We start from the raw sequence: 24,897 nt of genomic DNA on the forward strand, positions 1-24,897 counted from the left end.
CGGTAGTTGCACGAGTACCGGTTTATTGGACGCGCACGAGGAGAGAACGCGGCTCCACCTTGACGGTGACCTTCGTGGCCTCGCCCGAGGGATCACCGTCAAGTTGCGTGGCCATCGGTTCGCTGCTGCTGATGACCACTTTGCCCGAACGGTAGTAATTCATGACCGGCAGGTTCCGGTTGTGCTTGAACAGGATCTTGGCGTACACCGCGAGCCAGCCGATGGCACTACGGGGGCTCATGACCACAACGTCCAGCACGCCGTCGTCGATCATCGCACCGGGGATGAAGTCGATGCCGCCCGGAATCAGGCCGCAGTTGGCGAACAAGACGCTTCGGATTTTCCGGGATTGCTCGGGCTCGTCGTCCATGGCAATGGTGACCTTTTTGCGCCGGCCGGGCAGGTGGCGGACACCCGCCTCGGTGTAGGCCAGCCAGCCGACTGCCTTCTTGAGCCCGTCGTTGGTATCGCCCACAACCTCGGCATCGAGTCCCATGCCGGCGATCACCAGGAATGCATGCTCGGAAGAGGTGCCTGTCAGCTCGTTGTGGATCGCCATTCGGGCGGTGTCGATGTAGCGCTGGTGGCCAAAGAGCGCTGTGTGGACGCTGCCCCGCAGATCGTTGACATCCAGGTTCACGTTGCGTGCCAGCAGGTTTCCGGTTCCCAGGGGAATCAAGCCCATCGCGACGTTGGTGTGCGCGAGGGCCTCAGCCACGACGCGCACGGTGCCGTCGCCGCCGCCGACGAGTATGACGTCGGGCTTATACGCGAGTGCCGCCTTGGTTTGCGAATGGCCGGGATCGTCTGCGGTGGTTTCGAAGAAACGGGGTTCGTCCCAGCCCGCAAGATGGCAGGCTTCCCGGATGATCCTCCGCGCGTCCTCGGCTTTCGCCTTGACCGGGTTGAGGACCACGGCCACCCTTTGCAGACCGGCTTCCGGCTTGTGTGCGTCTTCATGCACAGCGCTGCGGGTATGCCTGGCCCTGAGCCGGCGCACGCCCCACCAACTGGAGACGGCGAAGACCACGCCCCCAGCCAGAATCGCGTACAGGATCCAGTTGCTCATGGTGCTTCAACCCTATCCCGCTGCAGGCGCGGCGGTGCACGGCGGAAGGGGGTGCCGGCCGCCGTCGGGCATTGGCCGCGGAGCTGCGCGCTCATTCGATACTCTTGTCTGGTGATCGACGTAAAAGACCTCAGCGAAAACCCGGACAAGTTCCGTGCCAGCCAGCGCGCCCGCGGCGCCGACGAGTCCGTGGTGGACGCGATCATTTCCGCCGATTCGGACCGCCGCGCGGCCCTGATCCGCTACGAAAACCTCCGTGCGGAGCAGAACGCCTTCGGCAAGAAGGTGGCACAGGCCAAGGGCGAGGAAAAACAGGCGCTGCTGGCCGAGGTCAAGGAACTGGCCAATTCGGTCAAGGCTGCCTCCGCCGAAGCCGACGCAGCCCAGGCCAAGCAGGAAGAGCTGCTGCGGGTCATTCCCAACTTGATTGTGGACGGCGTGCCTGAGGGCGGCGAGGACGACTTCGTCGTGGTCAAGACGGTCGGCACCCCGCGCGAATTTCCGGACTTCGAGCCGAAGGACCACCTGGAAATCGGCGAACTGATCGGCGCGATCGACATGGAACGTGGCGCCAAGGTCTCCGGCGCGCGCTTCTACTTCCTCCGCGGCGTCGGCGCCCGCTTGGAGATGGCCTTGCTGCAGATGGCCATGGACCAAGCCATCGAGGCCGGCTTCGTCCCGATGATCACCCCCACTTTGGTGCGTCCGGAGACCATGCAGGGCACCGGGTTCGATGTAAAGCACGACGCCGAGATCTACCGTCTCGCCGAAGACGACCTTTACCTCGTGGGAACCTCGGAAGTGGCCCTCGCGGGTTACCACGCGGACGAGATCCTGGACCTGTCGGCCGGGCCTATCCGCTACGCGGGGCAGAGTTCCTGCTACCGTCGCGAAGCGGGTTCGCACGGCAAGGACACCCGCGGCATCATCCGCGTCCACCAGTTCAACAAAGTGGAGATGTTCATCTACACCACGGTTGAAGAGGCCGCTGCCGAGCACGAGCGGCTCCTGGCTTGGGAAGAGGAAATGCTGGCCAAGGTTGAGCTCCCGTACCGCGTGATCGACACCGCGGCGGGCGATCTCGGCATGTCCGCGGCCCGGAAGTTCGACTGCGAAGCCTGGGTTCCCACGCAGAACGCGTACCGCGAGCTCACGTCGACGTCCAACTGCACCACCTTCCAGGCCCGCCGCCTGAACATCCGTGAGCGCGCGGTCAACGAGGACGGCGTAGTGAAGGGCACGCGCGCCGTGGCCACCCTGAACGGCACGCTGGCCACGACCCGCTGGATCGTGGCCATCCTGGAGCACCACCAGAACCCGGATGGCTCGGTCAACGTCCCCAAGGCCCTCCAGAAGTACATCGGAGGCCTTGAGGTCCTGCCTGTTCTGTAGCTCAGTGGGCGGGGTGGAGCGGTCCTCCACAACCGGGGGCACTGGACGGGATCGTGGCTGATGCCACCAAACACAGAGCACTCCGCATCGCGAGCTTGGCCCACACGAAGGCCGAATCAGTGGGGGAGTCGTACAGCCGGGCCGTCTTCGGCAGAAGCTTCTGCGCGCCGGACTAGGGCCTCGCGGCAAGGCCTCAAGTTAATATTCACACTGTGGACAACGTGGGAGTATTCACCGCGTGTTAATCCCTTGCTGTGGCCTGCGTCCTAGCTGGCGTGGGTGGGGTCTGCTTCACTGGAGGCATGACTATTTTGACTGGTACCTCAGTCGCTGGCATCGATGACCAGCGGAATGTGAATCACAAACTCATGGTGGCGTTGGACGTCGACGGAACCCTCGTGGATCACGATGGCCACATGTCGCCTGGTGTCCGCGACGCCGCAAGGGCGGTTGTAGCCCACGGCCACGACGTCCTGATCGCCACGGGCCGTTCGTTGAACGCCACGTTGCCCATCATTGAGCAGATAGGGCTGGAACGGGGATATGCCGTGTGCTGCAACGGCGGTGTCACATTGCGGCTCGACCCCCAACTGGACGCAGGCTACGAGATCATTCACAAGGCCACGTTCGATCCCGCCCCGGCGTTGATGGCTCTTCGCGAGCAGCTTCCGTCCGCCAAATACGCGCTTGAGGACGAGGATGGGAACTTCCTCTCCACGGAGCGGTTCCAGGACGCCAGCTTCGGCGTTGAGGCCATCGGCGTCGATTTCCAGACCATGCTCGATGCCACTGCGGTGCGTGTCGTGGTGTTCAGCAGCGAAAACACGGCCGAAGAATTTTCCACAGCCATTCGCAAGATCGGGCTGTCCGGGGTCACCTATTCGGTGGGCTGGACGGCCTGGCTGGATATCGCCGCCGCCGGGGTCACCAAGGCCAGCGCTTTGGAGCAGTTGCGCCGGCGGCTTGGCACGCACCCGCGCCACACGGTGGCAGTGGGGGACGGCCGCAATGATATCGAAATGCTCAGCTGGGCCGGGCGCGGTGTCGCCATGGGCCAGGCGCCTGAGGAAGTCATCGCCGTCGCGGACGAGGTCACCGCTTCGGTGTACGACGACGGTGCGGCCCTCATCCTGCGTCGCCTGCTGTAATAGCCCTGCTCAACTGAACCTACGCAACTGAAGTAGCCCCGCGCAGCGGGGCTACGCCAGTTCACCCCATCGCTAGCTCAGGCGTCGTCGGAGACCACAGTGATGATCCGGCGGAGGCTCATGGCGACCGATGCGGTGGCGTTCACGGACTCCTGGCCGGCGGCTGCTTCCGTAACGGTGTCACTTAGTGCTGCCACACTGTCCCGGGCTTCGTCCAGGGCATCCCGGAAGTCTCCGGAATCTCCGTGCCTCCATTGCCGGATCGCTGTTGCTACGTCGTCGAGCGCCTCAGCCAGGTTTGGCGGGACACCCTCCGGAATGACCGTTCCCGCGTCCTCTTCCCAGATGACGCTTGCCAGGACGTCCGTGATGTCCTGGACGTGAAAGGTCAGCCGTTCCAGCGTTCGCAAACCGGCCAGGTCGGCGGGCAGCCGGCGGGCTCGACGGCGGGACCGCGGGTTCGCTTTTGCGCTCAACTTCGCCGCTTGGACAGCTGCCCGCACGTCGGTCGCGGTACGTGCGAGCTCGCCGCTGCGGCTCGCCCATTCCTCATGGTCCGGTGGCCAGGATTCCGTCATGGCGCTGGCCATGTCCTTGAGTTGCTTGGACAATGCCCGTTGGTGTCCGTCGATGGCGGGATCGATGCCTTCAAGATGAAGGGGAGGGAAGACCAGCCAGTTCACCGCGAATCCGACGGCCACGCCCATAGCCATTTGCAGGACGTACGCGAAAGAGAATCCCTGCGCATTCGAATAACCCAGGACCAGCACGAACAGCGCCGCCATGGGAACCCATTCGGAGGCGCTTCCAAGCCTTGGCAGGCCGCCGATAACCACGCCCAGGCCGACGACGACGGCCACCGCCAGCGCGTTTGGGGTGGTGACCGTGGTCACGGCGAAGGCCATGGCAATGCCCAATCCGAGTCCCAGCAGGCTTTGCAGCCCATGCTTGGCGGAAGCCGCAACAGTGGGGTGCATGCTGACCAAGACGCCCAAGGGAGCGTAATAGGGATAGGCGGCGGCTGTCCCAGGCATGAGCGGCGCGAGGTACCAAGCCACCCCCGCCGCGACGGCCGTCTTTGCGGCAAACAGGAGTCGGTGGCCTGTGACGGCCTGCCTGAGAGCGGGAAGAAGCCGCCCAAGCTTTGGCTTGGAGATCATGGACTCAAGGTAGGCCGGGAAGAACGGACGTGTCGAGGACAATATGGATGAACGCGGGCTGACGCAATCAGTAAACGTCGAGGATCAACTGCAGCAAGCGCGCCGCGGCCGGCCGGGCGGCGTGCTCCTCCACCCATTGGGCGCGTGCCAGGGCCTTGCTCACGGCTTGGGTGCTGATCCCCAGTTCCTGGGCCACGGCCTTCTGCTGCCCACGCACGCCGGGCGTCAGCAGGTCCAGGACGCGCCACTCGGCAACGCTCCGATGCTGCACAATGTGCCCCAGGAGCCGCAGCACGGCCTCCGATTCGGCAGCGAGGGCAGCGATCGGCCCCTCGACTGCCACAGGGACCCGCTCTTTGCCGTTCCGCAAGCGGTCCACGGCGCGGCGTGCGTAGACCAGGCCGTGTCCGGAGGCGTCTTTGATTTGCTGCGGCAGGGGTTCGTTGACCGGTCCCACGCCGATTCCCACGTACCACTGTCCGCTCCTCAAGGCGATGAGCGCTGAATCCACGGCCTGATGGGGGAATTCCACGATGCCCTGGACTTCGTCCTCCACCGAGCGGTCAAAGTCCACGCACGCCGGGACGTGGCGCAGGTCTTTGAGCAGCTGCGGTACGAGGTCTCCGTCGCCGCGGCTGTCGCGTTGGTTGATGGTCAGGGTGAACATTGTGGATCAAACATTACCGGCAGGTAGCTGACTTTCAAGCGGTTAATCCAGAGCCAACTTCTCGTTACGACGGCGGGTGCCCGGCGATTGTGGGCCGATCCGTTCCGCGTCGGGTACCCACCCATTAACGACGGCGGCGGGTGCGGTTCGCATGGAACCGCACCCGCCGCCGTCGGAAGTGGGGAGGTAGTGGGGACTAGTGGGAGACCGGAACGTAACGCTTGATGGAAGCCTCCAGCTCGGCTTCGGCGGCGGCGCGGTCGGCCCAGCCTTCAGCCTTGACCCACTTACCCGGCTCAAGGTCCTTGTAACGGGTGAAGAAGTGCTCGATTTCCTTGATCAGGAATTCGCTGACATCGGAGATTTCCTGGATGTGGTCGAAGCGCGGGTCGGCCGGAACGCAGAGGACCTTTGCGTCTCCGCCGCCATCGTCGGTCATGTTGAAAACGCCGATGGGGCGGGATTCAACGATGACGCCCGGGTAAAGGTCGAAGTCCTGCAGGAGGACCAGTGCGTCCAGCGGGTCGCCGTCCTCGCCAAGGGTGTTCTCGAAGAACCCGTAGTGCGTGGGGTACTGCATGGAGGTGAACAGGACGCGGTCCAGGCGGACGCGGCCGGTCTCGTGGTCAACTTCGTACTTGACGCGCGACCCCTTGGGGATCTCGATCGTGACGTCGTGCTTCATGGAATGCTCCTTGACGGTATTGGCATGGGCGCGGCAACAGAGCAGCCGACGCCGCCGACTACTATTGAGGATATAGCGAGAGGCCCAAGTTTCTTGAAACGGTGGGGACATTCAAGACTTTGAGGACTAAAGCTGCATGAAGGGCGTTAACGAGGCGGGGGCTGACAACCACTCTCCGGAACAGCAGGAAAATCCCGTTCTCAGGCCCCGGAAGCCCAGACCCGGGACGCCCGCGAGGCCGGAACCGAAGGGTGTCGCCGGCTTTCTGCCACTGGTTTTGTTGGCCGCGGTCATCGCGGCCTTGGCCGTGCCGATGGGCCTCGGAGTCGCACCCGGCTTCTTCGGGGTAGCCGCTGCGCCCGCGCCCCAGGTGCCGGCCTGGCAACAGGTCCCCAAGCAACTGAGCCGCACCCAGATCGTTGCGCCCTTGGACGCTTCCGCCCCGGTCCCGCTGCCGGCCGATGTCACCAGCCAGCTCAACGCCCTCCTGACGCCCGACGGCGGGGGAGACTTCACCGGCGTCGTTGAGGATGCGTTGACCGGACTTCCGCTTTACGATCGCGACGGCGCCAAGAACCGGGTGCCGGCGTCCAACATGAAGCTGCTGACGGCGGTCGCGGCGCTGCGGGCGATCGGCCCGGAGACCCGCTTCAACACGCGGGTCCTGACGGGACCTTCGCCGTCGACGATCATCTTGAGCGCCGGGGGTGACGTCCTGCTCGGCGACGGCCCGTCCCAGCCAAGTGAAGTGCTTGGCCATGCCGGCCTGGAGACCCTCGCGGCGGATGCGGCGAAAGCGCTTCAGGATCGCGGTGTGAAGGGTCCGGTCACAGTCCAGTTGGACGATGGACTGTTCACCGGTCCGGCTTTGAATCCGGCGTGGAGCCTCGACGACGTCGCTGCCGGTGAAACCGCGCCGATCTTTCCGCTCGCCCTGAACTCGGCCCGGACAAGCCCGGGGGCAACCACCGGTCCGCGTCCGCAGGACGCCGCGCTCACCGCCGCCCAGGCTTTCGCCGGGAAACTCCAAGCCGCGGGCGCCGCTGCCGGATTCACGGTGGTCCCCGGTGTGGAACGCGCCGCCGCTCCGGCAGGGAAGCAGGACGTCCTTGCCAGCGTGGCTTCTGCGACCGTCCGCGAGCAGGTGGACTTGATGCTGGAAACCTCGGACAACTACCTCGCCGAGGTATTCGGCCGGATGGCCGCGCTGTCCGCTGGAAAGCCGGGATCCAACGACGGCGCGACGGCGGCCGTGAGCGCCCAGGTGGCGGAACTGGGGATCGCGACGGACTCCATGCACTTGGCGGACGTGTCCGGCCTTGCCTTGGGCAACCAGGTGTCCGCGCGGCAGTTCGCGGATGTGGTGCGGGCGATTACCTCCGGACCGGACACTCGCCTCCGTGCCGCCCTCGCCGGGTTCCCCGTTGCCGGGCTGACCGGGACGCTCGGCGACCGCTACGCAGACGCCACCACCTCCCAAGGGGCTGGATTGGTGCGGGCCAAGACCGGCACCTTGAATTCGGTGATCGCTCTGAGCGGCTATGTGGTGGACGCGAACGGCCGCCTCCTGGTCTTTTCCTTTATCGGCAACGGGCTGACGCCGGGCGCGGCGGGGAACAAAGTGGCGCTGGACAGGTCCGCGACGGCCCTCGCGTCATGCGGTTGCCGCGCCGGCTGACCTTTGCCGCTGCCTGGCGTTCGCCGCTGAGCGAACTTAAGGGTGCAGATTCAGACTGTTGTGTTCTGATGGTTCGTATGGAGTCTCAGCAGCAAGCCCAGTCCCTCATCAACTGGGAGCTGGCCGCCTCCACGGCCGCCCGGCTCGCTCCCCCCGGTCCCGTACTGAGTCCGGCCCAGATCGGCAAAGCCGTGGACAGCCTGCGCTTCAGTGCGGACATTTCGGTACCGCATGTGCATGACATCACCGGTTTGGAAGCCGCGCGCGATCTCCGCGATTCCCATGTGCTCGTGGTTGACCGGGCGTCGTGGGCGAAGGCCAATACCCAGAGTTTTGCGGTGATGCTCCAGCCGGCCCTTAAGCAAATGCTGGATTCCCGGCGGGGTCCGGCGATGACACCGGCAGCGGCGGCCGCGAGCGGCGCCATCACCGGCAGCCAGCTCGGGGCTGTGCTTGCCTTCTTGTCGAGCAAAGTCCTGGGCCAATACGATCCCTTCGCCGCGCTCGCCCCGGACTCGAAAGCACCGCCTGCGGGCCGGCTCCTGCTGGTGGCTCCGAACATCATCTCCGTGGAGCGCGAGCTCAACGTCGATCCCGACGATTTCCGGCTCTGGGTCTGCCTTCACGAGCAGACCCACCGGGTGCAGTTCGCCGCGGCGCCCTGGCTCCGGACCCACATGCTCGAGGAAATCGAGCGCCTCAGCGCCAATCTCATCGGCAATGTGGACTCCATCATGGATCGCGCTACTGCCGCCGCGCGCTCCCTGCGCGACCGCTCCACCGGCGCCACACCCGGCCGCGGGGCCATCTTGGACCTGCTCCAGAACCCTGAGGAAAAGGCCTCGCTCTCGCATCTCACGGCTGTCATGAGCTTGCTTGAAGGCCACGCCAACGTGGTGATGGACGCCGTCGATTCCACCCTTGTCCCTTCAGTGAAGACCATCAGGCAGCGCTTCAACGCACGGGGCAAGGACCGAGGCGTGATCGAGAAGTTCATCCGCAACATCCTCGGCCTGGATGCCAAGATGCGCCAGTACAGCGACGGAGCCAAGTTTGTCCGCGAAGTGGTTGCGGTGGCGGGCATGGAGGGCCTCAACCGGGTCTGGGAATCGGCCGACAAACTGCCTACGGAGACCGAGATCCACGACTCCAAGCTGTGGCTTGAGCGGATGGGGCTGTGACCGCAGGCACCACATCGGGCCAGGGCGCAAGCAGTAGAAACCCACCAAGCACTGGAAGCGCTCCAAGCAGTGGACGACGGCGTCCCGGGCGTTTGGCGCCGGTCGTCGGCAAAGCACGGAATATGTTGCAGGACGCGCTGGCCTCCGCGGGCTATCCCGAGCGAATCCTGGTGGCTTGCAGCGGGGGGCCGGATTCCTTGGCGCTTGCCTCAGTGGCAGCCTATTTTGCCCGGCGTGGCCACGTTCACGGCCGCCCCGTGAGCGTAGCCGCCGTCGTGGTTGACCATCAACTGCAGGAAGGCTCGGCTGAGGTCGCGGCACGGACCGTGGCGATCCTTGAAGGGCTGGGACTCTCTCCCGTCCAGCTGCGGACCGTGGAAGTGGCAGCTACCGGGTTCGGTCCCGAGGCGGCAGCCCGGGACGCCCGGCACGCGGCCCTCGAAGCAGCCGCCACCGAACTTGATTGCGGAGCAATCCTGCTCGGGCACACGCTGGACGACCAAGCCGAACAGGTGCTGCTGGGCCTGGCCCGGGGCTCGGGAACGCGTTCCCTCGCCGGGATGCGGCCCGCCCGCGGCAAGCTCCTTCGTCCCTTCCTCGGGCTTCGCCGCGCCGAAACGCTCGAAATCTGCGAGGTCGAGGAACTCGAAACCTGGCACGATCCCAGTAACGCTGACCCCGCCTTCGCCCGCTCGCGGACCAGGGTTGAGGTGATGCCCTTGCTTGAGGACAAGCTGGGGCCCGGGGTGGCCGAATCACTCGCCCGCACCGCAGCGATCCTGCAACAGGATGCCGACTTCCTGGAGCACCTTGCCGCTGAGAGCTATGCGGGCCTCGTGAACCGGAGCGACGACGGGGTCTGGCTCCCGGAAGACCGCTTGAGGGAATTGTCCCCCGCGCTGAGGTTCCGCGTGATCGCCAAGGCGGCGGCCGACGTCGGGGGCCAACAGCCCGGCTACGGGCGGCTTCAGGCCGCAGAAGGCTTGCTGCGTCGCCAGGGATCCGCGGGCCCCGTGCAGCTTCCCGGTAGCGTCAGCGTCTACCGCGTATCCCTGAGCGAATTGGAGCGGGAGGCCGCAGCCGGGGGAACTGCCGTTCCCCGCGAAGGCGGCGGCTGTGGGAAGCTAGTATTCCGGCATCAAAGATCGCCCCAACAGTAGCCGCACCCACGCATCAACACAGGAGCCATTGGTGGATTCAAACGACGTCCAGGCAGACCTCAAACACGTTCTCTACACCAAGGAGCAGATCCAGCAACGGATCGCCGAACTTGCTGCACAGATTGACAAGGACTACGAGGGCCGCGAGCTGCTCATCGTCGGCGTGCTCAAGGGTGCCGTCATGGTCATGGCAGACCTCGCGCGTGCGCTGCACAGCCATGTCAGCATGGACTGGATGGCGGTGTCCTCGTACGGCTCCGGTACCCAGTCGTCCGGCGTCGTGCGCATCCTCAAGGACCTTGATACCGACCTCATGGGCAAGGATGTCCTGATTGTCGAAGACATTATCGATTCCGGCCTGACCCTCTCCTGGCTCAAGACCAACCTCGAATCGCGAGGCACCGCCTCGGTGGAAATCTGCACCGCTTTCCGCAAGCCCACGGCCGCCAAGGTCGAGATCGACGTCAAGTATGTCGGCTATGACATTCCCAACGAATTCGTCGTCGGATACGGTCTCGATTACGCCGAGAAATACCGCAACCTGGACTTTGTGGGAACCCTCGCCCCGCACGTTTACGAATAGCCTTTCATTTCGCGTCCTAGACGCAAATGAAAGCGAGAGAAGTCGGCCGCCCCATTGGGAGGCCGACTTCTCTTTTTAACTCATTAGGGGAGGGCTGCCGATAATGGGGGATTTGCGTGTTAGCGTTCAGCTCATTAGTCGTTTGACTTGACCTGTGGGGGGCATTTTGAGTACGAGTTCAGTTTCAATGTCAAAGCGCGGAAAGATGCGGGCGCTTTTGGCCGGCGGATTGGTCCTGGGGGTCGGCGCGGCGGTTGTGTTGGCCGCGTGGAACGATTCCGAGTTCGCCACCGGAACATTCACGGCGGGCACTTTCAATCTTCAAGGAAGCACAGACGGCGCGTCGTACACGGACCACGCTGCCTCCCCTGGCGCCACCTTGCCATTCACCCTCAACCCGACCAATCTGGCGCCGGGGGACACCGTCTACGCGCCCTTCGCGGTGCGGCTGGCGGCCAACACCACTACAGGCTCCACTGTCACGGTGAATACAGCCACCGCCACCGGGTCGGTTGCGAACCTGAGTTATGAACTTGTCCAGCCCACGTCCTTCGGATGCTCCAGCAGCACCACGGGAACCGAATTGGTGCAGGCGGGTACCGCTCTCAATGGAGCGCTGAGCGGAGTCACGTTTACCCTCAGCCCCGGCAGCCCCGCGAGCGATCCCGGTGACGCGGTCTTCCTCTGCTTCAAAGTGACTGCGGCCGCCGGCTTGGTCCAAGGGCAAAACGGCACGGCCACGTGGCAGTTCGCTGCGGCATCCACCTCCTGACCAGCCGCGATGACCGGACGCAGGGCGACTCGTCGGCCTGAGCGGGGCCGCCAGCGCTTCCTCCGTGTGCGCGCCATCTTGGCCGGGGGCCTTGTCCTCGGTGCCGGATGCACGCTGACCCTCGCTGCCTGGAACGATTCCGAGTTCGCGGCAGGAACATTCACCGCCAGCTCGTTCCAGATCGAATCCTCCGTCAACTCAGGAGGTGCATGGCTGGCACATCCCACGTCGGGATCCGCTGCCACCATGGCATTCAGTGCGGCAGGAATGTCACCAAGCACCGTCAACTACGCTCCCATCTGGATCCGGACTACTGCGGGGTCGCTTTCCGGAACCTTGACGCTCCAAGGAGCCAGCAACAACAACGCCGCCCTGGCCGCTGCCCTGGCCTATCGCGTGGTCAGGTACTCGTCCGGATCGTGCGACTCGAGCCAGTTCACGGCCGGGGCGAGCTACCTTGTCGGGACCTCGGCGTCGACGGTGCCACTCACCACGGCCGGTGCCGCCACAGCGGTGGCTGCGAACTCGCTGAGCCCCACCCAGATGTGCTTCGAGGTCACGATGCTTGCCTCCGCGGACAACTCCCTGCAGGGGGCCAGCGTGACGGCAACCTGGGAAATCAAGGGAACGTCCGACTCATGAGGACGGTGCTTGAGCCGGTGGGGTCCCGACGACGGACGGCCGACAACCGCAGGCGCCTCGCCGACGTCGTGCGCGAGACGTTGCTTAACCTCGCGGCGATCGGCGGCGCCATCTGCATCCTCCTGACGTTGGCCGCCGTCTTTTTCCACATCACGCTCATCATGTTCAAGACCGGCTCGATGTCTCCCGGGATCCCTGCTGGATCCTTGGCCATAGTCCGCGAGGTCCCGGCGTCGGAAGTGCGGACAGGGGACGTTGTCACCGTGGACCGGCCGGGACAATTGCCCGTCACCCACCGGGTCACATCCTCCCGGATGGTCGACGGCGCCACGGCCGTCCTCACGCTCAAAGGCGACGCCAATCCCGTGGAGGATCCCGCACCGTACACCGTCTCCAAAGTCCGCACGGTGCTCTATTCGGTGCCGGGTATTGCCTACGTTGTTGCGGGGGCATCGAGCCCCTGGGTGCTTGGCGGCACTACGGTTGCCGTGTCCGCGTTGGTGACCTGGGCGCTGTGGCCCCGCCCCGAGAGGGCCCCGCGGGCCCGAATCAAGGCGAGGCGATGATCGGACACGGGAGCCTCAGGCGTTACGCGGCGACGGTCGCCTTGGTATCGCTGGGTCTGCTCTGCTCCGCTCCGGCGTCGGCGGCGACAGACGGGCCGGACCTGATCCTGACACACGGGGGGAGCAATCCGCCGGCCGTCCTTGCGCCCGGATCTACCAGCCGATGGAGTATCGGGGTGACTGCCAGGGCCGTGACCCTGCACGATTTGAGGATGCGGCTGCTTGCGGACGGCCCACTTATGGAGCTTGCCGCATCGGATGAGTCGGCACGAGTCGTCACGGTAGGTGTCCGCAGCTGCACCACCGCCTGGGCGGCGGAGGTCTGCCGGTCCGGTGAAAACACCGTCATCCCGACGACGACGCTTTCCTCCTTGGGTGGTGCGACCAGTCTTGCAAATCCCGACGGCGGAATTCCCGCCGGCGTCGAACTGCTGCTTGAGGTGACGCTTTCGCCGTCGGCGGGTAACAGCGTGCAGGGGCTTTCAACCAGAATTACGGCCAGGGTGGACGCCGCCGGCGAGCCAGCCGGGCCGCACGACTTTCCCGGCACCGCTCTCGCGGATACCGGCTTCCGCCTGGGCATCTTTGCCCTTCTGGGCCTTGGGACTGTCCTGGCCGGGGCTCTCGCGTCCAAGCTCGCCGGCGCCCGTGCGGCTGCCGACGGAATCGCGCCCGCCCGTGATCCGGGTGGGGACTGATGGCAACACCTTCGAAGTCGCATCGCCTGCGATCGCTGCTCACGGTGGCCGGGGTCGCGGCCGCACTGTTTGTGGTCCCGGGCGGAACGGGGACCACGGACGCGAGCTGGTCCGCCTCCGAAGTTGGCTCCGGTACATTGAACGCGCTCACGATTCCCCCGCCGGTCATGATCGGCCCGTGTACGCTCAGCCCCGGGGTCGCCGGGACCAGCCCCGTGATCACCGTCAACTGGCGATTCCCGGCGGGAACCGCGTATGCGGCGCCCGCCAACGTGAACTACTACGTAGCCAACGGGGGACTTCTCCCGAATCTGACAGGCGTGGTGCTGGGAACCAACCTCTCCACGACGGGCCCTGTCGGAGGCGTGTACACGACGCAATTCAAGTCGGGCGTGCTCGGCGGTTTGCTGGGGGGCTCCTACGGTGTCTATCTGCAGACGAAGGACGGCTCGGGGTGGGTCTCCTCCTTGGCCACGGCAAACGCATCCATGGGACTGGCGGGCGCCAACCCGGTCTGTACCGTGCAGTAGTTGCAACCGTTCGACGATTGCGTTCGACCCGTTGCGCGGGGATCCTGAAAGAACGGTGTATTTCCCCCGGGAACTTCCGGAATTCCGTGTTCATGTACGCCTAGAGGGAACTTTTGCCTCTCACTGTGCGTGAATCACTCCGAACGGTGTAAAGCTAGAAACTGACGCAGCACCACACGCGCGCAGAAGCTGCGCCGTGCAGCACTACCAGGAGGGACGGGGCGGAGCCCCCGAACAGATGAAAGCTAAGAGTTTCTTCAAGGGCCCGGGCATCTGGATTGTTGTCGTAGTCGGCTTGCTCCTGGTGGCATTTGCAACCCTTGCCCCCGGCGGATCCACCCGTATCGACACCGACAAGGGCCTCGCGATCCTCTCGCAGAGCGGCAAGGTGGACCAGGCCAAAATCTACGATGCCGAGAACCGCGTTGACCTGACGCTGAAAGACAACCTCGTCATCGATGGCCAGGACAAAGGCAAGAACGTCCAGTTCTTCTACGTCACCGCGCGAGCCGGGGACGTCGTCAAGGCCGTCACCAACGCCCAGCCATCCGGGGGCTTCACGGACCAGCCCGTCGAGAACAACTGGTTCTCCGGGCTGTTCTCCCTCCTCATCCCCGTCCTCCTGCTGGGTGTGCTTTTCTGGTTCCTGCTCTCCCGCATGCAAGGCGGCGGTTCCAAGGTGATGCAGTTCGGGAAGTCGAAGGCCAAGCTGGTCAACAAGGACATGCCGCAGGTTACCTTCTCTGACGTTGCCGGTGCGGACGAAGCCGTCGAAGAGCTCCAGGAGATCAAGGAATTCCTCGCAGAACCGGCGAAGTTCCAGGCCGTCGGCGCGAAGATCCCCAAGGGCGTGCTGTTGTACGGCCCTCCGGGCACCGGCAAGACCCTCCTGGCCCGCGCCGTCGCAGGCGAGGCCGGCGTCCCGTTCTTCTCCATCTCGGGCTCGGACTTCGTCGAAATGTTCGTAGGCGTCGGTGCTTCGCGCGTCCGGGACCTTTTCGAGCAAGCCAAGTCCAATGCGCCCGCCATCATTTTCGTTGACGAGATCGACGCCGTCGGACGCCACCGTGGCGCCGGTATCGGCGGCGGCAACGACGAGCGCGAGCAGACCCTTAACCAGCTCCTCGTCGAAATGGACGGCTTCGACGTCAAGACCAACGTCATCCTGATCGCGGCAACCAACCGTCCGGACGTCCTGGACCCTGCCCTGCTCCGTCCGGGCCGCTTCGATCGCCAGATCACTGTTGAGGCACCGGACCTGATTGGTCGTGAACAGATCCTGAATGTCCACGCCAAGGGCAAGCCGATGGCCCACGGCGTCGACCTCAAAGGCGTCGCGAAGAAGACCCCGGGCTACACGGGTGCCGACCTTGCCAACGTGCTCAACGAGGCCGCACTCCTGACGGCCAGGTCCAATGCCAACCTGATTGACGACCGCGCCCTGGACGAGGCAATCGACCGCGTCATGGCCGGCCCGCAGAAGCGCAGCCGCGTCATGAAGGAAATGGAGCGGAAGATCACCGCCTACCACGAGGGCGGCCACGCCCTGGTGGCAGCGGCATTGCGCAATTCAGCCCCTGTCACGAAGATCACCATCCTGCCCCGAGGCCGCGCACTCGGCTACACGATGGTCGTTCCCGAGGACGACAAATATTCGATCACGCGCAACGAACTCCTCGACCAGATGGCCTATGCCATGGGTGGCCGCGTTGCAGAGGAAATCGTCTTCCACGACCCCTCCACGGGCGCCTCGAACGATATCGAAAAGGCCACTGGAACTGCGCGCAAGATGGTCACCCAGTTCGGCATGAGCGAGCGCATCGGCGCCGTGAAGCTTGGCGCCGGCGGCGGCGAGCCGTTCCTCGGCCGGGACATGGCACAGGAACGCAACTACTCGGACTCGGTGGCGTACATCGTTGACGAGGAAGTGCGCCGCCTGATCGATCAGGCCCACGACGAGGCCTATGCCATCCTGACCGAGAACCGCGACGTCCTGGACCAGTTGGCCCTTGAGCTGCTTGAGCGCGAAACGCTGAACCAGGCCGAGATCGCCCACATCTTCCGCGACATCCGCAAGCGTGATTTCCGCGAGGTATGGCTCTCCAAGGAGTCCCGTCCGGTCCAGACCATCCCTCCGGTGGAATCCCGTGCGGAGAAGGCCGAGCGCGAAGCCCAGGAACAAGCCAAGGCAGCTCGTCTCGAAGAGCCTTTGGACGCCCAGCCCCCGCACCCGCAGGGAGTCGGCAGCCAGGAGTCATTCACTGGTCAAGGACCTGACGCGGGCACCGACGTTTCGCATCAAGGCTAAGCTTTCTGCTGTGACTCACATCGACGACGACGACTTCAGCGGTGCCGCCAGTGACGACTTTGGCGACGCCTCCGGGGGAAAATCAGGTGGCCACGGCCACGGCCACCACTCATATAAGGTCGACCGCCCCCGCATCGAGGCGGCCGTCCGCGAGATCCTCATTGCGGTGGGCGAGGACCCGGACCGTGGCGGACTGGTGGATACGCCGAAGCGCGTAGCCAAGGCTTACGCCGAGGTGTTCGCGGGCCTGCACCAGGATCCCGAACATGTCCTGTCCACCACGTTCGACCTCGACCATGAGGAACTCGTGCTGGTCAAGGACATCCCGTTCTATTCCACGTGCGAGCACCATTTGGTGCCGTTCCACGGCGTCGCGCACGTTGGATACATCCCTTCCCACGACGGCAAAGTGACGGGGCTGAGCAAGCTGGCCCGCCTCGTCGACATTTATGCCCGCCGCCCCCAAGTGCAGGAACGCCTGACCACCCAGATCGTCGAAGCGCTCGTGACCCACCTCAAGCCCAGGGGCGCGATCGTCGTCGTCGAATGCGAACACATGTGCATGTCCATGCGTGGCATCCGCAAGCCCGGCGCCAAGACCGTCACCAGCGCAGTGCGCGGGCAACTTCATGACCCGGCCACCCGCGCCGAAGCCATGAGCCTCATACTCGGAAGGTAACAAAGACCATGGATTCCCTCGCAGCAGCACCAGGAACGGGCCCGGCTACCAGCCCCCTGCCCATTCTCCGCAAACCCCGGCCAGCTGCCCGCTTCGCGGACCTGCCGGCCGACCGCACGCTCGTCATGGGAATTCTGAACGTCACGCCGGATTCATTCAGCGACGGCGGAAAGCACCCGACGGCGGACACCGCCATCGCCCACGCATTGCGCATGTTGTACGCGGGAGCGGACATCATCGACGTCGGCGGCGAATCGACCCGCCCGGGCGCAGAGCCCGTCTCCCCGGAAGAAGAACAGCGCCGGGTCTTGCCGGTGATTCAGGCACTCGTGAAGGCGGGAGCGCTCGTCAGCATCGACACGACGCATGCGTCGACGGCCGCCGCGGCCGTGGAGGCAGGAGCCGCGATCATCAACGATGTCTCAGGGCTGAGCCTCGAACCTGAGATGGCCGAACTCGTTGCACGCACCAAAGTGCCCTATGTCCTGACCCATCGCCGGGGCGACGCCGAGACCATGAACAGCCTTGCCGACTACGGCAATGTGGTTGAGGAAGTCATCGAAGAGCTCAAGGGCGTCCGCGACAAGCTCTACGCGGCAGGCGTCACACCGGAGCAAATCATTGTGGATCCAGGCCTGGGCTTCTCCAAGGACGAGGACCAGAACTGGCAACTCCTCAAGTACATCGGCAAGCTGGATGAACTTGGCCACAAGGTCCTGATTGGAGCTTCCCGCAAGCGTTTCCTCGGGACGCTCCTGACGGTGGCCGGCAAGGCGGCGGCACCGGAGGAGCGCGATCATGCAACCGCTGCCATCACGGCTATCAGTGCCGCGAACGGCGCCTGGGCCGTGCGCGTCCACGACGTCGGCCCCAGCCTTGACGCCGTCAAGGTTGCCGCACGCATCAGACACTAAGCTTCGTGGACAAAGGGGGAGGAACCGGTTTGGACAGGATCACACTGACCGGCGTGACCGCCGTCGGGCATCACGGCGTCTTCGACTTCGAGCGCCGGGACGGACAGCCGTTCGTCGTCGACGCGGTGCTGTACACCGATTTCAGCAAGGCAGCGGAAACCGATGACCTGCAGTTCACGGCGCACTACGGCGAAGTGGCCGAGTACATCACATCCCTCATTACGGGCGAACCCCTCAACCTGATCGAGGCCCTCGCCGTACGGATCGCCGAGGGGATCCTGGCTGGCTTCAACGTTGCCGCCGTCGATGTCACGGTCCACAAACCCAAGGCCCCTATCGAGGTACCCTTCGGTGACGTCACCGTCAGTGTCCACAGGGAGCGTGCATGACCTCCCGTTTCACGAAAGCCATCCTGGCCTTGGGCAGCAACCTGGGTGAGCGGAACGACACCCTCTCCACCGCGGTCGCCGACCTCGTTGACCGCCCGGAAATCCGCCTGCTCGGAGTCTCCCCGGTGGTACAGACCAAAGCCGTGGGCGGGCCTGTGGGGCAACCGGATTTCCTCAACATGGTGATCGCCATTGAGACCACGCTTACGCCGCTGGAACTGTTGCAACACTGCCACGACGTCGAACAAATGCACCACCGGGTCCGCGAGGTCCGCTGGGGCCCCCGCACTTTGGACGTGGACATCATCGTCTATGGCGAGTTCAGAAGCGACGACGAAACACTGACCCTGCCGCATCCGCGGGCTGCGGAGCGGGCCTTCGTGCTCTATCCGTGGGCCCTCCTGGACCCTGCTGCGCGGCTCAACGGTGAGAGCGTCGCCGAGCTGGCCGCCAAAGCCGAGGACTTTCCCGGGCTTCGGCCTTTCGACGGTTTCGATGGATCCGGCAGCGTCGCTGCCGCGGGAGCGGTGGAATAGTCCATGAAGGCCATGCGACCGCTCTTGTTGGCGATCATCGCCGTCGTTCTTGCCGCCATCGGCTGGCTGACCACCGTGCTCACTACGCGCTACAGCATGGCGACGCCGGTTCTTCCTCCTTCCGCGTTGATAACCATGGGCTTCATCGCCGTGCTGACCTTGATCATGGGCATCCGCGTCCTGCGGTGGCGCAACGGCAAGAAAAAGACCATGCTCAACCCCATCTTGGCGGCGCGAACCCTGATCCTGGCCCAGGCCTGCGCCTATGCCGGCGCGGTGCTGCTGGGCTGGCATGTGGGAATCGTGATTGAGCAACTCCGGCTCTGGAGCTTCCGGAGCGACCAAGGCATCTTGTGGCTCGCGCTCATCATGGGCGGCGGCGGGCTCATCATGGCCATCGTGGGCCTCGTGGTGGAGCGGTTCTGCCGAATCCCTCCGGAAGACCTGGAAGGCGGCCCCGGCGTCAGGGATCCACGTCGTGGCGAGGCCAAGGGCGAAGGCGAATATGCATACCGCGGCGATTGATCCTCCTGGCATCCAGTGGCTGCGCGTTTCGCGGAAATACGTGACCGTGCGGGTTGTCGAGTGGGCCATTGGCAACGTGATCACGATCGGCCTGTTCAGCTTGCCCTTGCTTTTCGTGGAACTGGGATGGTGGAAGTGGCCGCCGCTGTGGCTCGCCGTCTCCGTTCCCGCGGCCTTTCTGCTGGTTGGCCTGTGGCGGCTTGTGTTGATTCCGAGGCAAGTGAGGGCCATCGGCTATGCGGAACGTGACGACGACCTGCTGATCCGCCGCGGCATCTTCTTCCAGCGGACCATGGTGGTTCCCTACGGCCGGATGCAATACGTCGACGTTGCGGTTGGACCTGTCGAGCGGGTCCTTGGGCTGTGCACCCTCAAACTCCACACCGCTTCAGCCGGAACCAACGCCCACCTTCCCGGACTTCCCGCCGCTGAAGGCGCACGGCTGCGCGAGCAGCTTTCGGCCCGCGGCGAAGCGAGGCTGGCCGGGCTGTGACCCAGGAACACACCGTCGTCGACGGCGACTGGCACCGCGTCCACCCGGCGTCGCCCTTCGTGCGGGGATGGGTGGCACTGGCGGCGATCGTCTATTTCTTCGGCCGCGATACCTTCGAACGGGCCCTCCAAGGCCGCGGGACCATAGGCGACAACTTCAACGAACGGACGCTCTGGCTCCTGGCCGGGGGCGGCGTCGTGGTGTTACTTGCTTTGGGTTCTTTCGTCCTCAGCTGGTACTTCACCAGGTACCAGCTTGCCGAAGGCTACGTAAGGGTCAACACCGGCTTCCTGTTCAAGCAGCAGCGCCAGGCGCGGCTTGACCGGGTCCAGGCCATCGACATCGTGCAGCCCCTGCTTGCCCGTATTTTCGGGCTCGCGGAGCTGAAGTTCGAGGTGGCCGACGCCGGCCATTCGGCCGTGCGGCTCTCTTACCTCAGGCTCGCCCAGGCCAAACAGCTCCGTGCCACGATCCTGGGCCGGGCCGCCGGCATTGCTGACGGGAGCGAAACGGTCGACGTGCCCGAGGCCCCCGAGCAGGTGGTGCTCTACGTGCCGCCTGGACGGCTTGTCGGTTCGCTGATCCTGAGCGAGCAGAGCCTCTTCATTGTGCTCAGCGCCATCGCGTCCGTGTTGGTGTCAGTGCTGACCGAGTCCCGGGCCTTCATCCTCTACTTGATTCCGGCAATCCTCGGCTTGGGAACCGCCTACTGGCGATCGTTCAACACGGGCTACAACTTTACGGCGGCAGTTTCCCCGGACGGCATCCGCCTGCGCTACGGGCTCCTGGACACCCGGGCCCAAACCGTGCCTCCCGGCCGCATCCAGGCCCTCAAGGTCACGCAGCCGCCGCTGTGGCGGATTCTCGGCTGGTACAGGATCCACGTGAACGTTGCCGGCTACGGTGAACACCACCGCAGCGAAGGCGAGCACCGGACCCTGTTGCTTCCGGTCGGCCGGAAGCCTGAAGTGATGATGATGCTCTCGCTCGTCTTGCCCGATCCTGGTACCGCCGATCCTGAACGGGTGTTCACCGCCGGGTTGACCGGACTGGATTCAGGCGCCGGCTTTGTCACTACCCCCAAGCGTGCCTGGATTCTTTCCCCGTTGGGCTGGCGACGCAACGGCTTCCTTTCAACGGACACGGCACTGCTGCTGCGCTCCGGTCGCTTGTGGCGGAAGTTGGTGATGGTCCCGCATCAACGAACGCAGTCGATCGCCCTCCACCAAGGTCCGTTGGCCCGGCTCTTCGGCGTCGCCGACCTCGTGTTGCATACGACTCCGGGACCGGTAGCGCCCCGCCTCATCCAGGCAGCCACCGAGGAAGCAGTCGGCTTGTTCGACCAACAGGCGGCCCGGGCGCGGAAAGCCCGCAAACTGCAGAGTTCCGAGCAATGGTTGGCGCAACTTCCGTCCGCCGCCATGCCGGCCCCGCCCGCCACGCCTGCCATGCGGCGTGCATCAACCCAGGAGGAACCCGACCATGGCTAGGCCAGGACGACTCGGCGTAGGAATCATTGGCGCCGGCAAGGTGGGTGCCGTACTGGGTGCGGCCCTGCGCGGGGCCGAGCACGCCGTCGTCGGGGTTTCCGCAGTGTCGGAGGCGAGCCGGGAGCGGGCGGAGTCGCTGCTGCCGGGGGTCCCGATCCTCGAAATCCAGGAGATCGTGGAGCGGTCCGAGTTGGTGCTCCTTGCCGTTCCGGACGATGCGCTCGGCGAACTCGTGTCAGGACTGGCCAAGCTCGGCGCATGGCAGCCAGGACAGCTCGTGGCGCACACGTCCGGCCGCTTCGGCGTCGGAATACTGAAACCGGTCCGCGCCGCAGGCGCCATTCCGCTCGCCCTCCACCCGGCCATGACGTTCACGGGCATGAGCCTGGACCTCACCCGGCTCATGGACTGCACGTTCGGGGTCACTGCCGACGCCGCGATGCTGCCCATCGCCCAAGCCCTCGTGGTGGAGATGGGCGCTGAACCGGTGGCCATTGCCGAGGCCGATCGCACGCTTTACCACGCGGCCCTCGCGCACAGCTCGAACCATATGGTCACCCTTGTGGCCCAGTCCTCCCAATTGCTCCGGGATATCGGCGTCGACGCGCCGGAACGCATGCTCGGCCCCTTGCTCCGCGCCACCTTGGAGAACGCCCTGGCCTCAGGCGAATCTGCACTGACCGGGCCCGTGGCCCGCGGGGATGTGGGAACCGTCGCCGCCCATGCGGAGGCCCTCAAGGAGTACGACGGCGGTGCCGGCGGCGATGTCCTCGTCGCCTACCGGGCCATGGCCCGCGCCACGGCCCGCCGGGCTGTCAATCGCGGACTGCTCAAAGAGGGCCAGCTTGGCGACATCAACAACGCCTTGGACACCTCGGGTACGCCGGACAACGGTGAAGACCGTCCAGGCAACGACGCTGCCGGGACGCAGGAAGGAAACTGAGAATGGCCATCAAACTTGTGACCACTGCAGCGGAATTGCGGGCAGAAAGCGCGCGGTTGCTCGCGGAAAAGCGCGGGAGCTCGCAGGGCCTCGTCCCGACGATGGGAGCGCTGCACACGGGTCACGCGACGCTGGCCCGCACCGCCGTCGAACAGAACGACGTAGTGGTGGCCTCCATCTTCGTGAACCCTCTGCAATTCGGCGAGGCCGCGGACCTCGAACGCTACCCGCGCACGCTTGATGCCGATATGGCCCTCCTGGACGCCGAGGGCGTGGATCTCGTCTTCGCCCCTTCCGTAGAAGAGGTTTACCCCGGTGGGGAGCCGCTGGTCCGGGTGACTTCGGGACCGTTGGGCGAGAAATGGGAGGGCGCCTCGCGCCCCGGCCACTTCGACGGCGCCCTAACGGTGGTCGCCAAACTGTTGCACTACGGACTGCCGGGCGGTCCAGCAGCCGACGGCGGTGCTGCCGCGTACCGCGCGTACTTCGGCCAGAAGGATGCCCAGCAGTTGGCGCTCGTGAAGCGGATGGTGGCAGATCTCAGCTTTCCGGTGGACATCGTGGCCGTACCTACTGTGCGCGACGCGGACGGGCTGGCCCTTTCCAGCAGGAATCGTTTCCTTTCCGATGAAGAGCGGGAAGCGGCGCTGGTTCTGTCCCGCGCCCTCCGCCTGCTCGAGTCCCGCGCCCTGGCGAACGAGTCGCTCGAGCTGGACTCCGCCGTCGCGCTCGTTGAATCGCAGCCCCTCGTGAAGCTGGACTATTTCGACGTCGTCGATCCCCGCACGCTGGAACCGCTCGCCGAAAACTGCAGGGAAACTCCCTTCCGGGGCGAAGGGCTTGCACTCATTGCGGCGAAGGTCGGGCCCGTGCGCTTGATCGACAACGTGCCGCTGGGTTCCTGAACTCTCTTAACTTCCGGATGCCAGTACGCAAACGTTTGGATTAAGCTGCTGACGGGAATGCCGTTGAGGCTTAGACTGTTGCAATCTTCACCGGTGACGAGCGCCGGAAACCATCGCACCCAAAGCTGAGGGATCCTCATGTCTACCGACGTCACATCCGACGCGCACGGCAACCCCATGCCGGAAACAGGGACACAGCAAGCCAGCGACAGGATGTCGCGCGAGTCTGTCACCGTCATCGTCACGCTCCTTGTGGCCACCTTCGTAGTGATCCTCAACGAGACCATCATGAACGTCGCCTTGCAGCGGCTCATGACGGACCTCAATGTCGACGCGCCTACTGTCCAGTGGCTCTCCACTGGATTCATGCTGACCATGGCCGTGGTCATCCCCACCACCGGCTTCATCCTCCAGAGGCTCACCACTCGAGCTGCGTTCCTTCTGGCCATCGGACTGTTCAGCGGCGGTACCCTGCTCGCGGCGCTGGCCCCGGGTTTTGGAGTGCTCTTGTTGGCGCGCATCGTCCAAGCGGGAGGCACGGCAATTATGCTGCCGCTGCTGATGACGACCATCTTGACCTTGGTGCCTCTGTCCCGACGCGGTGCCGTGATGGGCAACGTGACCATTGCCATCTCGGTTGCGCCGGCCTTGGGCCCCACGGTTTCCGGGATCATCCTCGACCACTTCTCGTGGCGATTCATGTTCGTCTTCGTACTGCCGGTGGCCTTGTTGGCGATGGGCATTGGCGCCAAGTTCCTGACCAACGTCGGTGAACGCGGCAACGTCAGGTTGGACTTCGTCTCGGTGGTCCTGACCGTTCCTGCCTTCGGCGGGCTGGTCTATGGACTGAGCCAGATCGGCGGCCACTCCGGAGCAACCGCCGTTCCGATCGCTGCACTCGTGATCGGCGTCCTGTGCATGGTGGCGTTCGTCTTCCGCCAGCTCAAATTGCAGAAGTCCGACGCGCCCCTGCTGGACCTCAGGGCATTCAACTTCCGCATGTTCACGGTCTCGGTCCTGCTCATGGTGGTTGCCATGATGGCCCTGTTCGGCGGAGTGATCCTGCTACCGCTCTACCTGCAAAACGTTCTCCACCTGCAGCCAATGGAGACCGGCCTTGCGCTCCTTCCGGGCGGCTTGGCGATGGGCCTGCTCGGTCCGGTGGTCGGCAGGTTGTTCGACAGGATAGGCCCGCTTCCACTGACTGTCACGGGTTCCATCCTGCTGGTGCTCACGCTGTGGCAGTTCTCAATGCTCAACGCGAGCAGCCCCCTGTGGTGGGTCGTGGTCCTTTACGCAGTGCTTAGCCTGGGGTTGGCTTTGCTGTTCACGCCGGCGTTCACCACTGGCCTCAACCCGCTTCCGCCGCACCTCTATTCGCACGGCTCGGCCATCATGAGCACACTGCAGCAGGTGGCGGGTGCCGCGGGGACTGCGCTCCTGGTTTCGATCTTCGCGGTGGTCTCGGCTGCGTCCGGCTTTGTTGCCGGGATGCAGGCCGCATTCCTGACGGCCACTTTGATTGCGATGGTTGCCGTAGTGCTGTCCACCATGATGCGCAAAACCGAGGGCGCAGCCGCGCACTAGTCCGCTTTGTTTGCTGGTGCGGCGCGTTGTCTGTGACGCACGGCATGTTTTTGGCTGGCGGCCCTAAAGGCTTTCACTCAGGTGGCACTGGGCGCGGAATTGCCGTGTTGTAGCGGGTTTTGAAGCGCAGGATGGTGCTGTGGGGGTGATTTGCGTGGGGTCTTGGGGGTGTGTAAAGTAGATCGAGTCGCCGCCGC

The 24,897-nt window shown here is 64.8% G+C and carries 26 protein-coding genes; 22 read left to right on the forward strand and 4 right to left on the reverse strand.

Going from position 1 to position 24,897, the window contains the following annotated elements; genetic code table 11:
- Positions 1-22: 22 nt before the first annotated feature.
- Positions 23-1,069: a diacylglycerol/lipid kinase family protein gene (locus QRN51_RS12690; RefSeq protein ID WP_284990215.1), complete on the reverse strand. Its 1,047-nt coding sequence runs from the start codon at positions 1,067-1,069 to the stop codon at positions 23-25.
- 111 nt (positions 1,070-1,180) lie between these two features.
- On the opposite strand from QRN51_RS12690, the gene serS reads away from it, so the two are divergent.
- Positions 1,181-2,461, forward strand: a complete 1,281-nt coding sequence (gene serS, locus QRN51_RS12695; protein WP_284990216.1) for a serine--tRNA ligase — start codon at positions 1,181-1,183, stop codon at positions 2,459-2,461.
- Between the two features lie 302 nt (positions 2,462-2,763).
- Positions 2,764-3,609 (forward strand): HAD family hydrolase, encoded by an 846-nt coding sequence (locus QRN51_RS12700; protein WP_059388920.1) that lies wholly within the window; start codon positions 2,764-2,766, stop codon positions 3,607-3,609.
- A 77-nt stretch (positions 3,610-3,686) separates the two neighbouring features.
- Here the strand turns inward: QRN51_RS12700 and QRN51_RS12705 are convergent, their stop codons facing one another.
- The 3 genes from QRN51_RS12705 to QRN51_RS12715 all read right to left on the reverse strand — a co-directional run bounded on the left by QRN51_RS12705 (position 3,687) and on the right by QRN51_RS12715 (position 6,121).
- Entirely contained in the window at positions 3,687-4,769 is a 1,083-nt protein-coding gene (locus QRN51_RS12705; RefSeq protein ID WP_284990217.1) for an FUSC family protein, read from the reverse strand.
- Between the two features lie 67 nt (positions 4,770-4,836).
- Complete coding sequence (locus QRN51_RS12710) at positions 4,837-5,436, reverse strand: hypothetical protein (protein ID WP_284990218.1); 600 nt, start codon at positions 5,434-5,436, stop codon at positions 4,837-4,839.
- A gap of 196 nt (positions 5,437-5,632) precedes the next feature.
- A complete protein-coding gene (locus QRN51_RS12715; protein WP_059388921.1) occupies positions 5,633-6,121 on the reverse strand; it encodes an inorganic diphosphatase in 489 nt (162 codons plus the stop codon).
- A 313-nt stretch (positions 6,122-6,434) separates the two neighbouring features.
- On the opposite strand from QRN51_RS12715, the gene dacB reads away from it, so the two are divergent.
- The 20 genes from dacB (at position 6,435) to QRN51_RS12815 (ending at position 24,700) form a co-directional block, all read left to right on the forward strand.
- A complete protein-coding gene (gene dacB, locus QRN51_RS12720) occupies positions 6,435-7,799 on the forward strand; it encodes a D-alanyl-D-alanine carboxypeptidase/D-alanyl-D-alanine endopeptidase (protein WP_284990233.1) in 1,365 nt (454 codons plus the stop codon).
- Between the two features lie 77 nt (positions 7,800-7,876).
- Positions 7,877-8,980, forward strand: a complete 1,104-nt coding sequence (locus QRN51_RS12725) for an Rv3626c family coenzyme F420 biosynthesis-associated protein (protein WP_253257327.1) — start codon at positions 7,877-7,879, stop codon at positions 8,978-8,980.
- 122 nt (positions 8,981-9,102) lie between these two features.
- The gene (gene tilS, locus QRN51_RS12730) at positions 9,103-10,140 is read left to right on the forward strand and encodes a tRNA lysidine(34) synthetase TilS (RefSeq protein ID WP_284990219.1); all 1,038 of its coding nucleotides are present in this window, start codon (positions 9,103-9,105) and stop codon (positions 10,138-10,140) included.
- Between the two features lie 31 nt (positions 10,141-10,171).
- On the forward strand, positions 10,172-10,723 hold the full coding sequence (gene hpt, locus QRN51_RS12735; RefSeq protein ID WP_059388924.1) for a hypoxanthine phosphoribosyltransferase: 552 nt from the start codon (positions 10,172-10,174) through the stop codon (positions 10,721-10,723).
- Positions 10,724-10,910: 187 nt separating this feature from the next.
- Positions 10,911-11,495 carry a SipW-dependent-type signal peptide-containing protein gene (locus tag QRN51_RS12740; protein WP_059388925.1) on the forward strand — a complete coding sequence of 195 codons (585 nt, stop codon included), beginning with the start codon at positions 10,911-10,913 and terminating at the stop codon, positions 11,493-11,495.
- Between the two features lie 66 nt (positions 11,496-11,561).
- A complete protein-coding gene (locus QRN51_RS12745) occupies positions 11,562-12,137 on the forward strand; it encodes a SipW-dependent-type signal peptide-containing protein (protein WP_172465591.1) in 576 nt (191 codons plus the stop codon).
- Positions 12,134-12,703: a signal peptidase I gene (locus QRN51_RS12750; protein WP_059388927.1), complete on the forward strand. Its 570-nt coding sequence runs from the start codon at positions 12,134-12,136 to the stop codon at positions 12,701-12,703. Before QRN51_RS12745 ends, QRN51_RS12750 begins: the two co-directional genes overlap by 4 nt.
- Positions 12,700-13,401 (forward strand): hypothetical protein, encoded by a 702-nt coding sequence (locus tag QRN51_RS12755; protein ID WP_284990220.1) that lies wholly within the window; start codon positions 12,700-12,702, stop codon positions 13,399-13,401. Before QRN51_RS12750 ends, QRN51_RS12755 begins: the two co-directional genes overlap by 4 nt.
- On the forward strand, positions 13,401-13,931 hold the full coding sequence (locus tag QRN51_RS12760; RefSeq protein WP_284990221.1) for a hypothetical protein: 531 nt from the start codon (positions 13,401-13,403) through the stop codon (positions 13,929-13,931). The genes QRN51_RS12755 and QRN51_RS12760 overlap by 1 nt, the downstream gene beginning before the upstream one ends.
- A 238-nt stretch (positions 13,932-14,169) precedes the next feature.
- Positions 14,170-16,239 (forward strand): ATP-dependent zinc metalloprotease FtsH, encoded by a 2,070-nt coding sequence (gene ftsH / locus QRN51_RS12765; protein WP_284990222.1) that lies wholly within the window; start codon positions 14,170-14,172, stop codon positions 16,237-16,239.
- Positions 16,240-16,249: 10 nt separating this feature from the next.
- Positions 16,250-16,918: a GTP cyclohydrolase I FolE gene (gene folE, locus QRN51_RS12770; RefSeq protein ID WP_284990223.1), complete on the forward strand. Its 669-nt coding sequence runs from the start codon at positions 16,250-16,252 to the stop codon at positions 16,916-16,918.
- Positions 16,919-16,926: 8 nt separating this feature from the next.
- Entirely contained in the window at positions 16,927-17,832 is a 906-nt protein-coding gene (gene folP, locus QRN51_RS12775) for a dihydropteroate synthase (RefSeq protein ID WP_284990224.1), read from the forward strand.
- Positions 17,833-17,861: 29 nt separating this feature from the next.
- Positions 17,862-18,221 (forward strand): dihydroneopterin aldolase, encoded by a 360-nt coding sequence (folB, locus tag QRN51_RS12780; RefSeq protein ID WP_059388928.1) that lies wholly within the window; start codon positions 17,862-17,864, stop codon positions 18,219-18,221.
- Positions 18,218-18,757, forward strand: coding sequence for a 2-amino-4-hydroxy-6-hydroxymethyldihydropteridine diphosphokinase (gene folK / locus QRN51_RS12785; RefSeq protein WP_284990225.1), 540 nt, complete (start codon positions 18,218-18,220; stop codon positions 18,755-18,757). The genes folB and folK overlap by 4 nt, the downstream gene beginning before the upstream one ends.
- Before the next feature lie 3 nt (positions 18,758-18,760).
- Positions 18,761-19,282 carry a DUF3180 domain-containing protein gene (locus QRN51_RS12790; protein ID WP_059388929.1) on the forward strand — a complete coding sequence of 174 codons (522 nt, stop codon included), beginning with the start codon at positions 18,761-18,763 and terminating at the stop codon, positions 19,280-19,282.
- Positions 19,263-19,775, forward strand: a complete 513-nt coding sequence (locus QRN51_RS12795; RefSeq protein ID WP_284990226.1) for a PH domain-containing protein — start codon at positions 19,263-19,265, stop codon at positions 19,773-19,775. The genes QRN51_RS12790 and QRN51_RS12795 overlap by 20 nt, the downstream gene beginning before the upstream one ends.
- Positions 19,772-21,265 (forward strand): PH domain-containing protein, encoded by a 1,494-nt coding sequence (locus QRN51_RS12800; protein WP_284990227.1) that lies wholly within the window; start codon positions 19,772-19,774, stop codon positions 21,263-21,265. Before QRN51_RS12795 ends, QRN51_RS12800 begins: the two co-directional genes overlap by 4 nt.
- Positions 21,258-22,208 (forward strand): Rossmann-like and DUF2520 domain-containing protein, encoded by a 951-nt coding sequence (locus QRN51_RS12805; RefSeq protein ID WP_284990228.1) that lies wholly within the window; start codon positions 21,258-21,260, stop codon positions 22,206-22,208. The genes QRN51_RS12800 and QRN51_RS12805 overlap by 8 nt, the downstream gene beginning before the upstream one ends.
- Positions 22,209-22,210: 2 nt before the next feature.
- Positions 22,211-23,113 (forward strand): pantoate--beta-alanine ligase, encoded by a 903-nt coding sequence (panC, locus tag QRN51_RS12810; RefSeq protein WP_284990229.1) that lies wholly within the window; start codon positions 22,211-22,213, stop codon positions 23,111-23,113.
- A 138-nt stretch (positions 23,114-23,251) separates the two neighbouring features.
- Positions 23,252-24,700, forward strand: coding sequence for a DHA2 family efflux MFS transporter permease subunit (locus tag QRN51_RS12815; protein ID WP_284990230.1), 1,449 nt, complete (start codon positions 23,252-23,254; stop codon positions 24,698-24,700).
- The last annotated feature ends 197 nt before the right edge of the window (positions 24,701-24,897 follow it).

The organism is Arthrobacter sp. efr-133-TYG-120 (assembly GCF_030209785.1).
In the GTDB taxonomy this organism is placed as follows: domain Bacteria; phylum Actinomycetota; class Actinomycetes; order Actinomycetales; family Micrococcaceae; genus Arthrobacter.

Coding starts and splice junctions, on each gene's coding strand:
- tilS (WP_284990219.1), top strand. CDS start 9,103: ATGTTGCAGGACGCGCTGGCCTCCGCGGGCTATCCCGAGCGAATCCTG.
- QRN51_RS12795 (WP_284990226.1), top strand. CDS start 19,263: ATGCATACCGCGGCGATTGATCCTCCTGGCATCCAGTGGCTGCGCGTT.
- QRN51_RS12690 (WP_284990215.1), bottom strand. CDS start 1,069: ATGAGCAACTGGATCCTGTACGCGATTCTGGCTGGGGGCGTGGTCTTC.
- QRN51_RS12755 (WP_284990220.1), top strand. CDS start 12,700: ATGATCGGACACGGGAGCCTCAGGCGTTACGCGGCGACGGTCGCCTTG.
- QRN51_RS12815 (WP_284990230.1), top strand. CDS start 23,252: ATGTCTACCGACGTCACATCCGACGCGCACGGCAACCCCATGCCGGAA.
- QRN51_RS12760 (WP_284990221.1), top strand. CDS start 13,401: ATGGCAACACCTTCGAAGTCGCATCGCCTGCGATCGCTGCTCACGGTG.
- QRN51_RS12725 (WP_253257327.1), top strand. CDS start 7,877: ATGGAGTCTCAGCAGCAAGCCCAGTCCCTCATCAACTGGGAGCTGGCC.
- QRN51_RS12805 (WP_284990228.1), top strand. CDS start 21,258: ATGGCTAGGCCAGGACGACTCGGCGTAGGAATCATTGGCGCCGGCAAG.
- dacB (WP_284990233.1), top strand. CDS start 6,435: ATGGGCCTCGGAGTCGCACCCGGCTTCTTCGGGGTAGCCGCTGCGCCC.
- QRN51_RS12750 (WP_059388927.1), top strand. CDS start 12,134: ATGAGGACGGTGCTTGAGCCGGTGGGGTCCCGACGACGGACGGCCGAC.
- QRN51_RS12705 (WP_284990217.1), bottom strand. CDS start 4,769: ATGATCTCCAAGCCAAAGCTTGGGCGGCTTCTTCCCGCTCTCAGGCAG.
- panC (WP_284990229.1), top strand. CDS start 22,211: ATGGCCATCAAACTTGTGACCACTGCAGCGGAATTGCGGGCAGAAAGC.
- ftsH (WP_284990222.1), top strand. CDS start 14,170: ATGAAAGCTAAGAGTTTCTTCAAGGGCCCGGGCATCTGGATTGTTGTC.
- folP (WP_284990224.1), top strand. CDS start 16,927: ATGGATTCCCTCGCAGCAGCACCAGGAACGGGCCCGGCTACCAGCCCC.
- folK (WP_284990225.1), top strand. CDS start 18,218: ATGACCTCCCGTTTCACGAAAGCCATCCTGGCCTTGGGCAGCAACCTG.
- QRN51_RS12790 (WP_059388929.1), top strand. CDS start 18,761: ATGAAGGCCATGCGACCGCTCTTGTTGGCGATCATCGCCGTCGTTCTT.
- QRN51_RS12700 (WP_059388920.1), top strand. CDS start 2,764: ATGACTATTTTGACTGGTACCTCAGTCGCTGGCATCGATGACCAGCGG.
- QRN51_RS12710 (WP_284990218.1), bottom strand. CDS start 5,436: ATGTTCACCCTGACCATCAACCAACGCGACAGCCGCGGCGACGGAGAC.
- QRN51_RS12740 (WP_059388925.1), top strand. CDS start 10,911: ATGTCAAAGCGCGGAAAGATGCGGGCGCTTTTGGCCGGCGGATTGGTC.
- QRN51_RS12715 (WP_059388921.1), bottom strand. CDS start 6,121: ATGAAGCACGACGTCACGATCGAGATCCCCAAGGGGTCGCGCGTCAAG.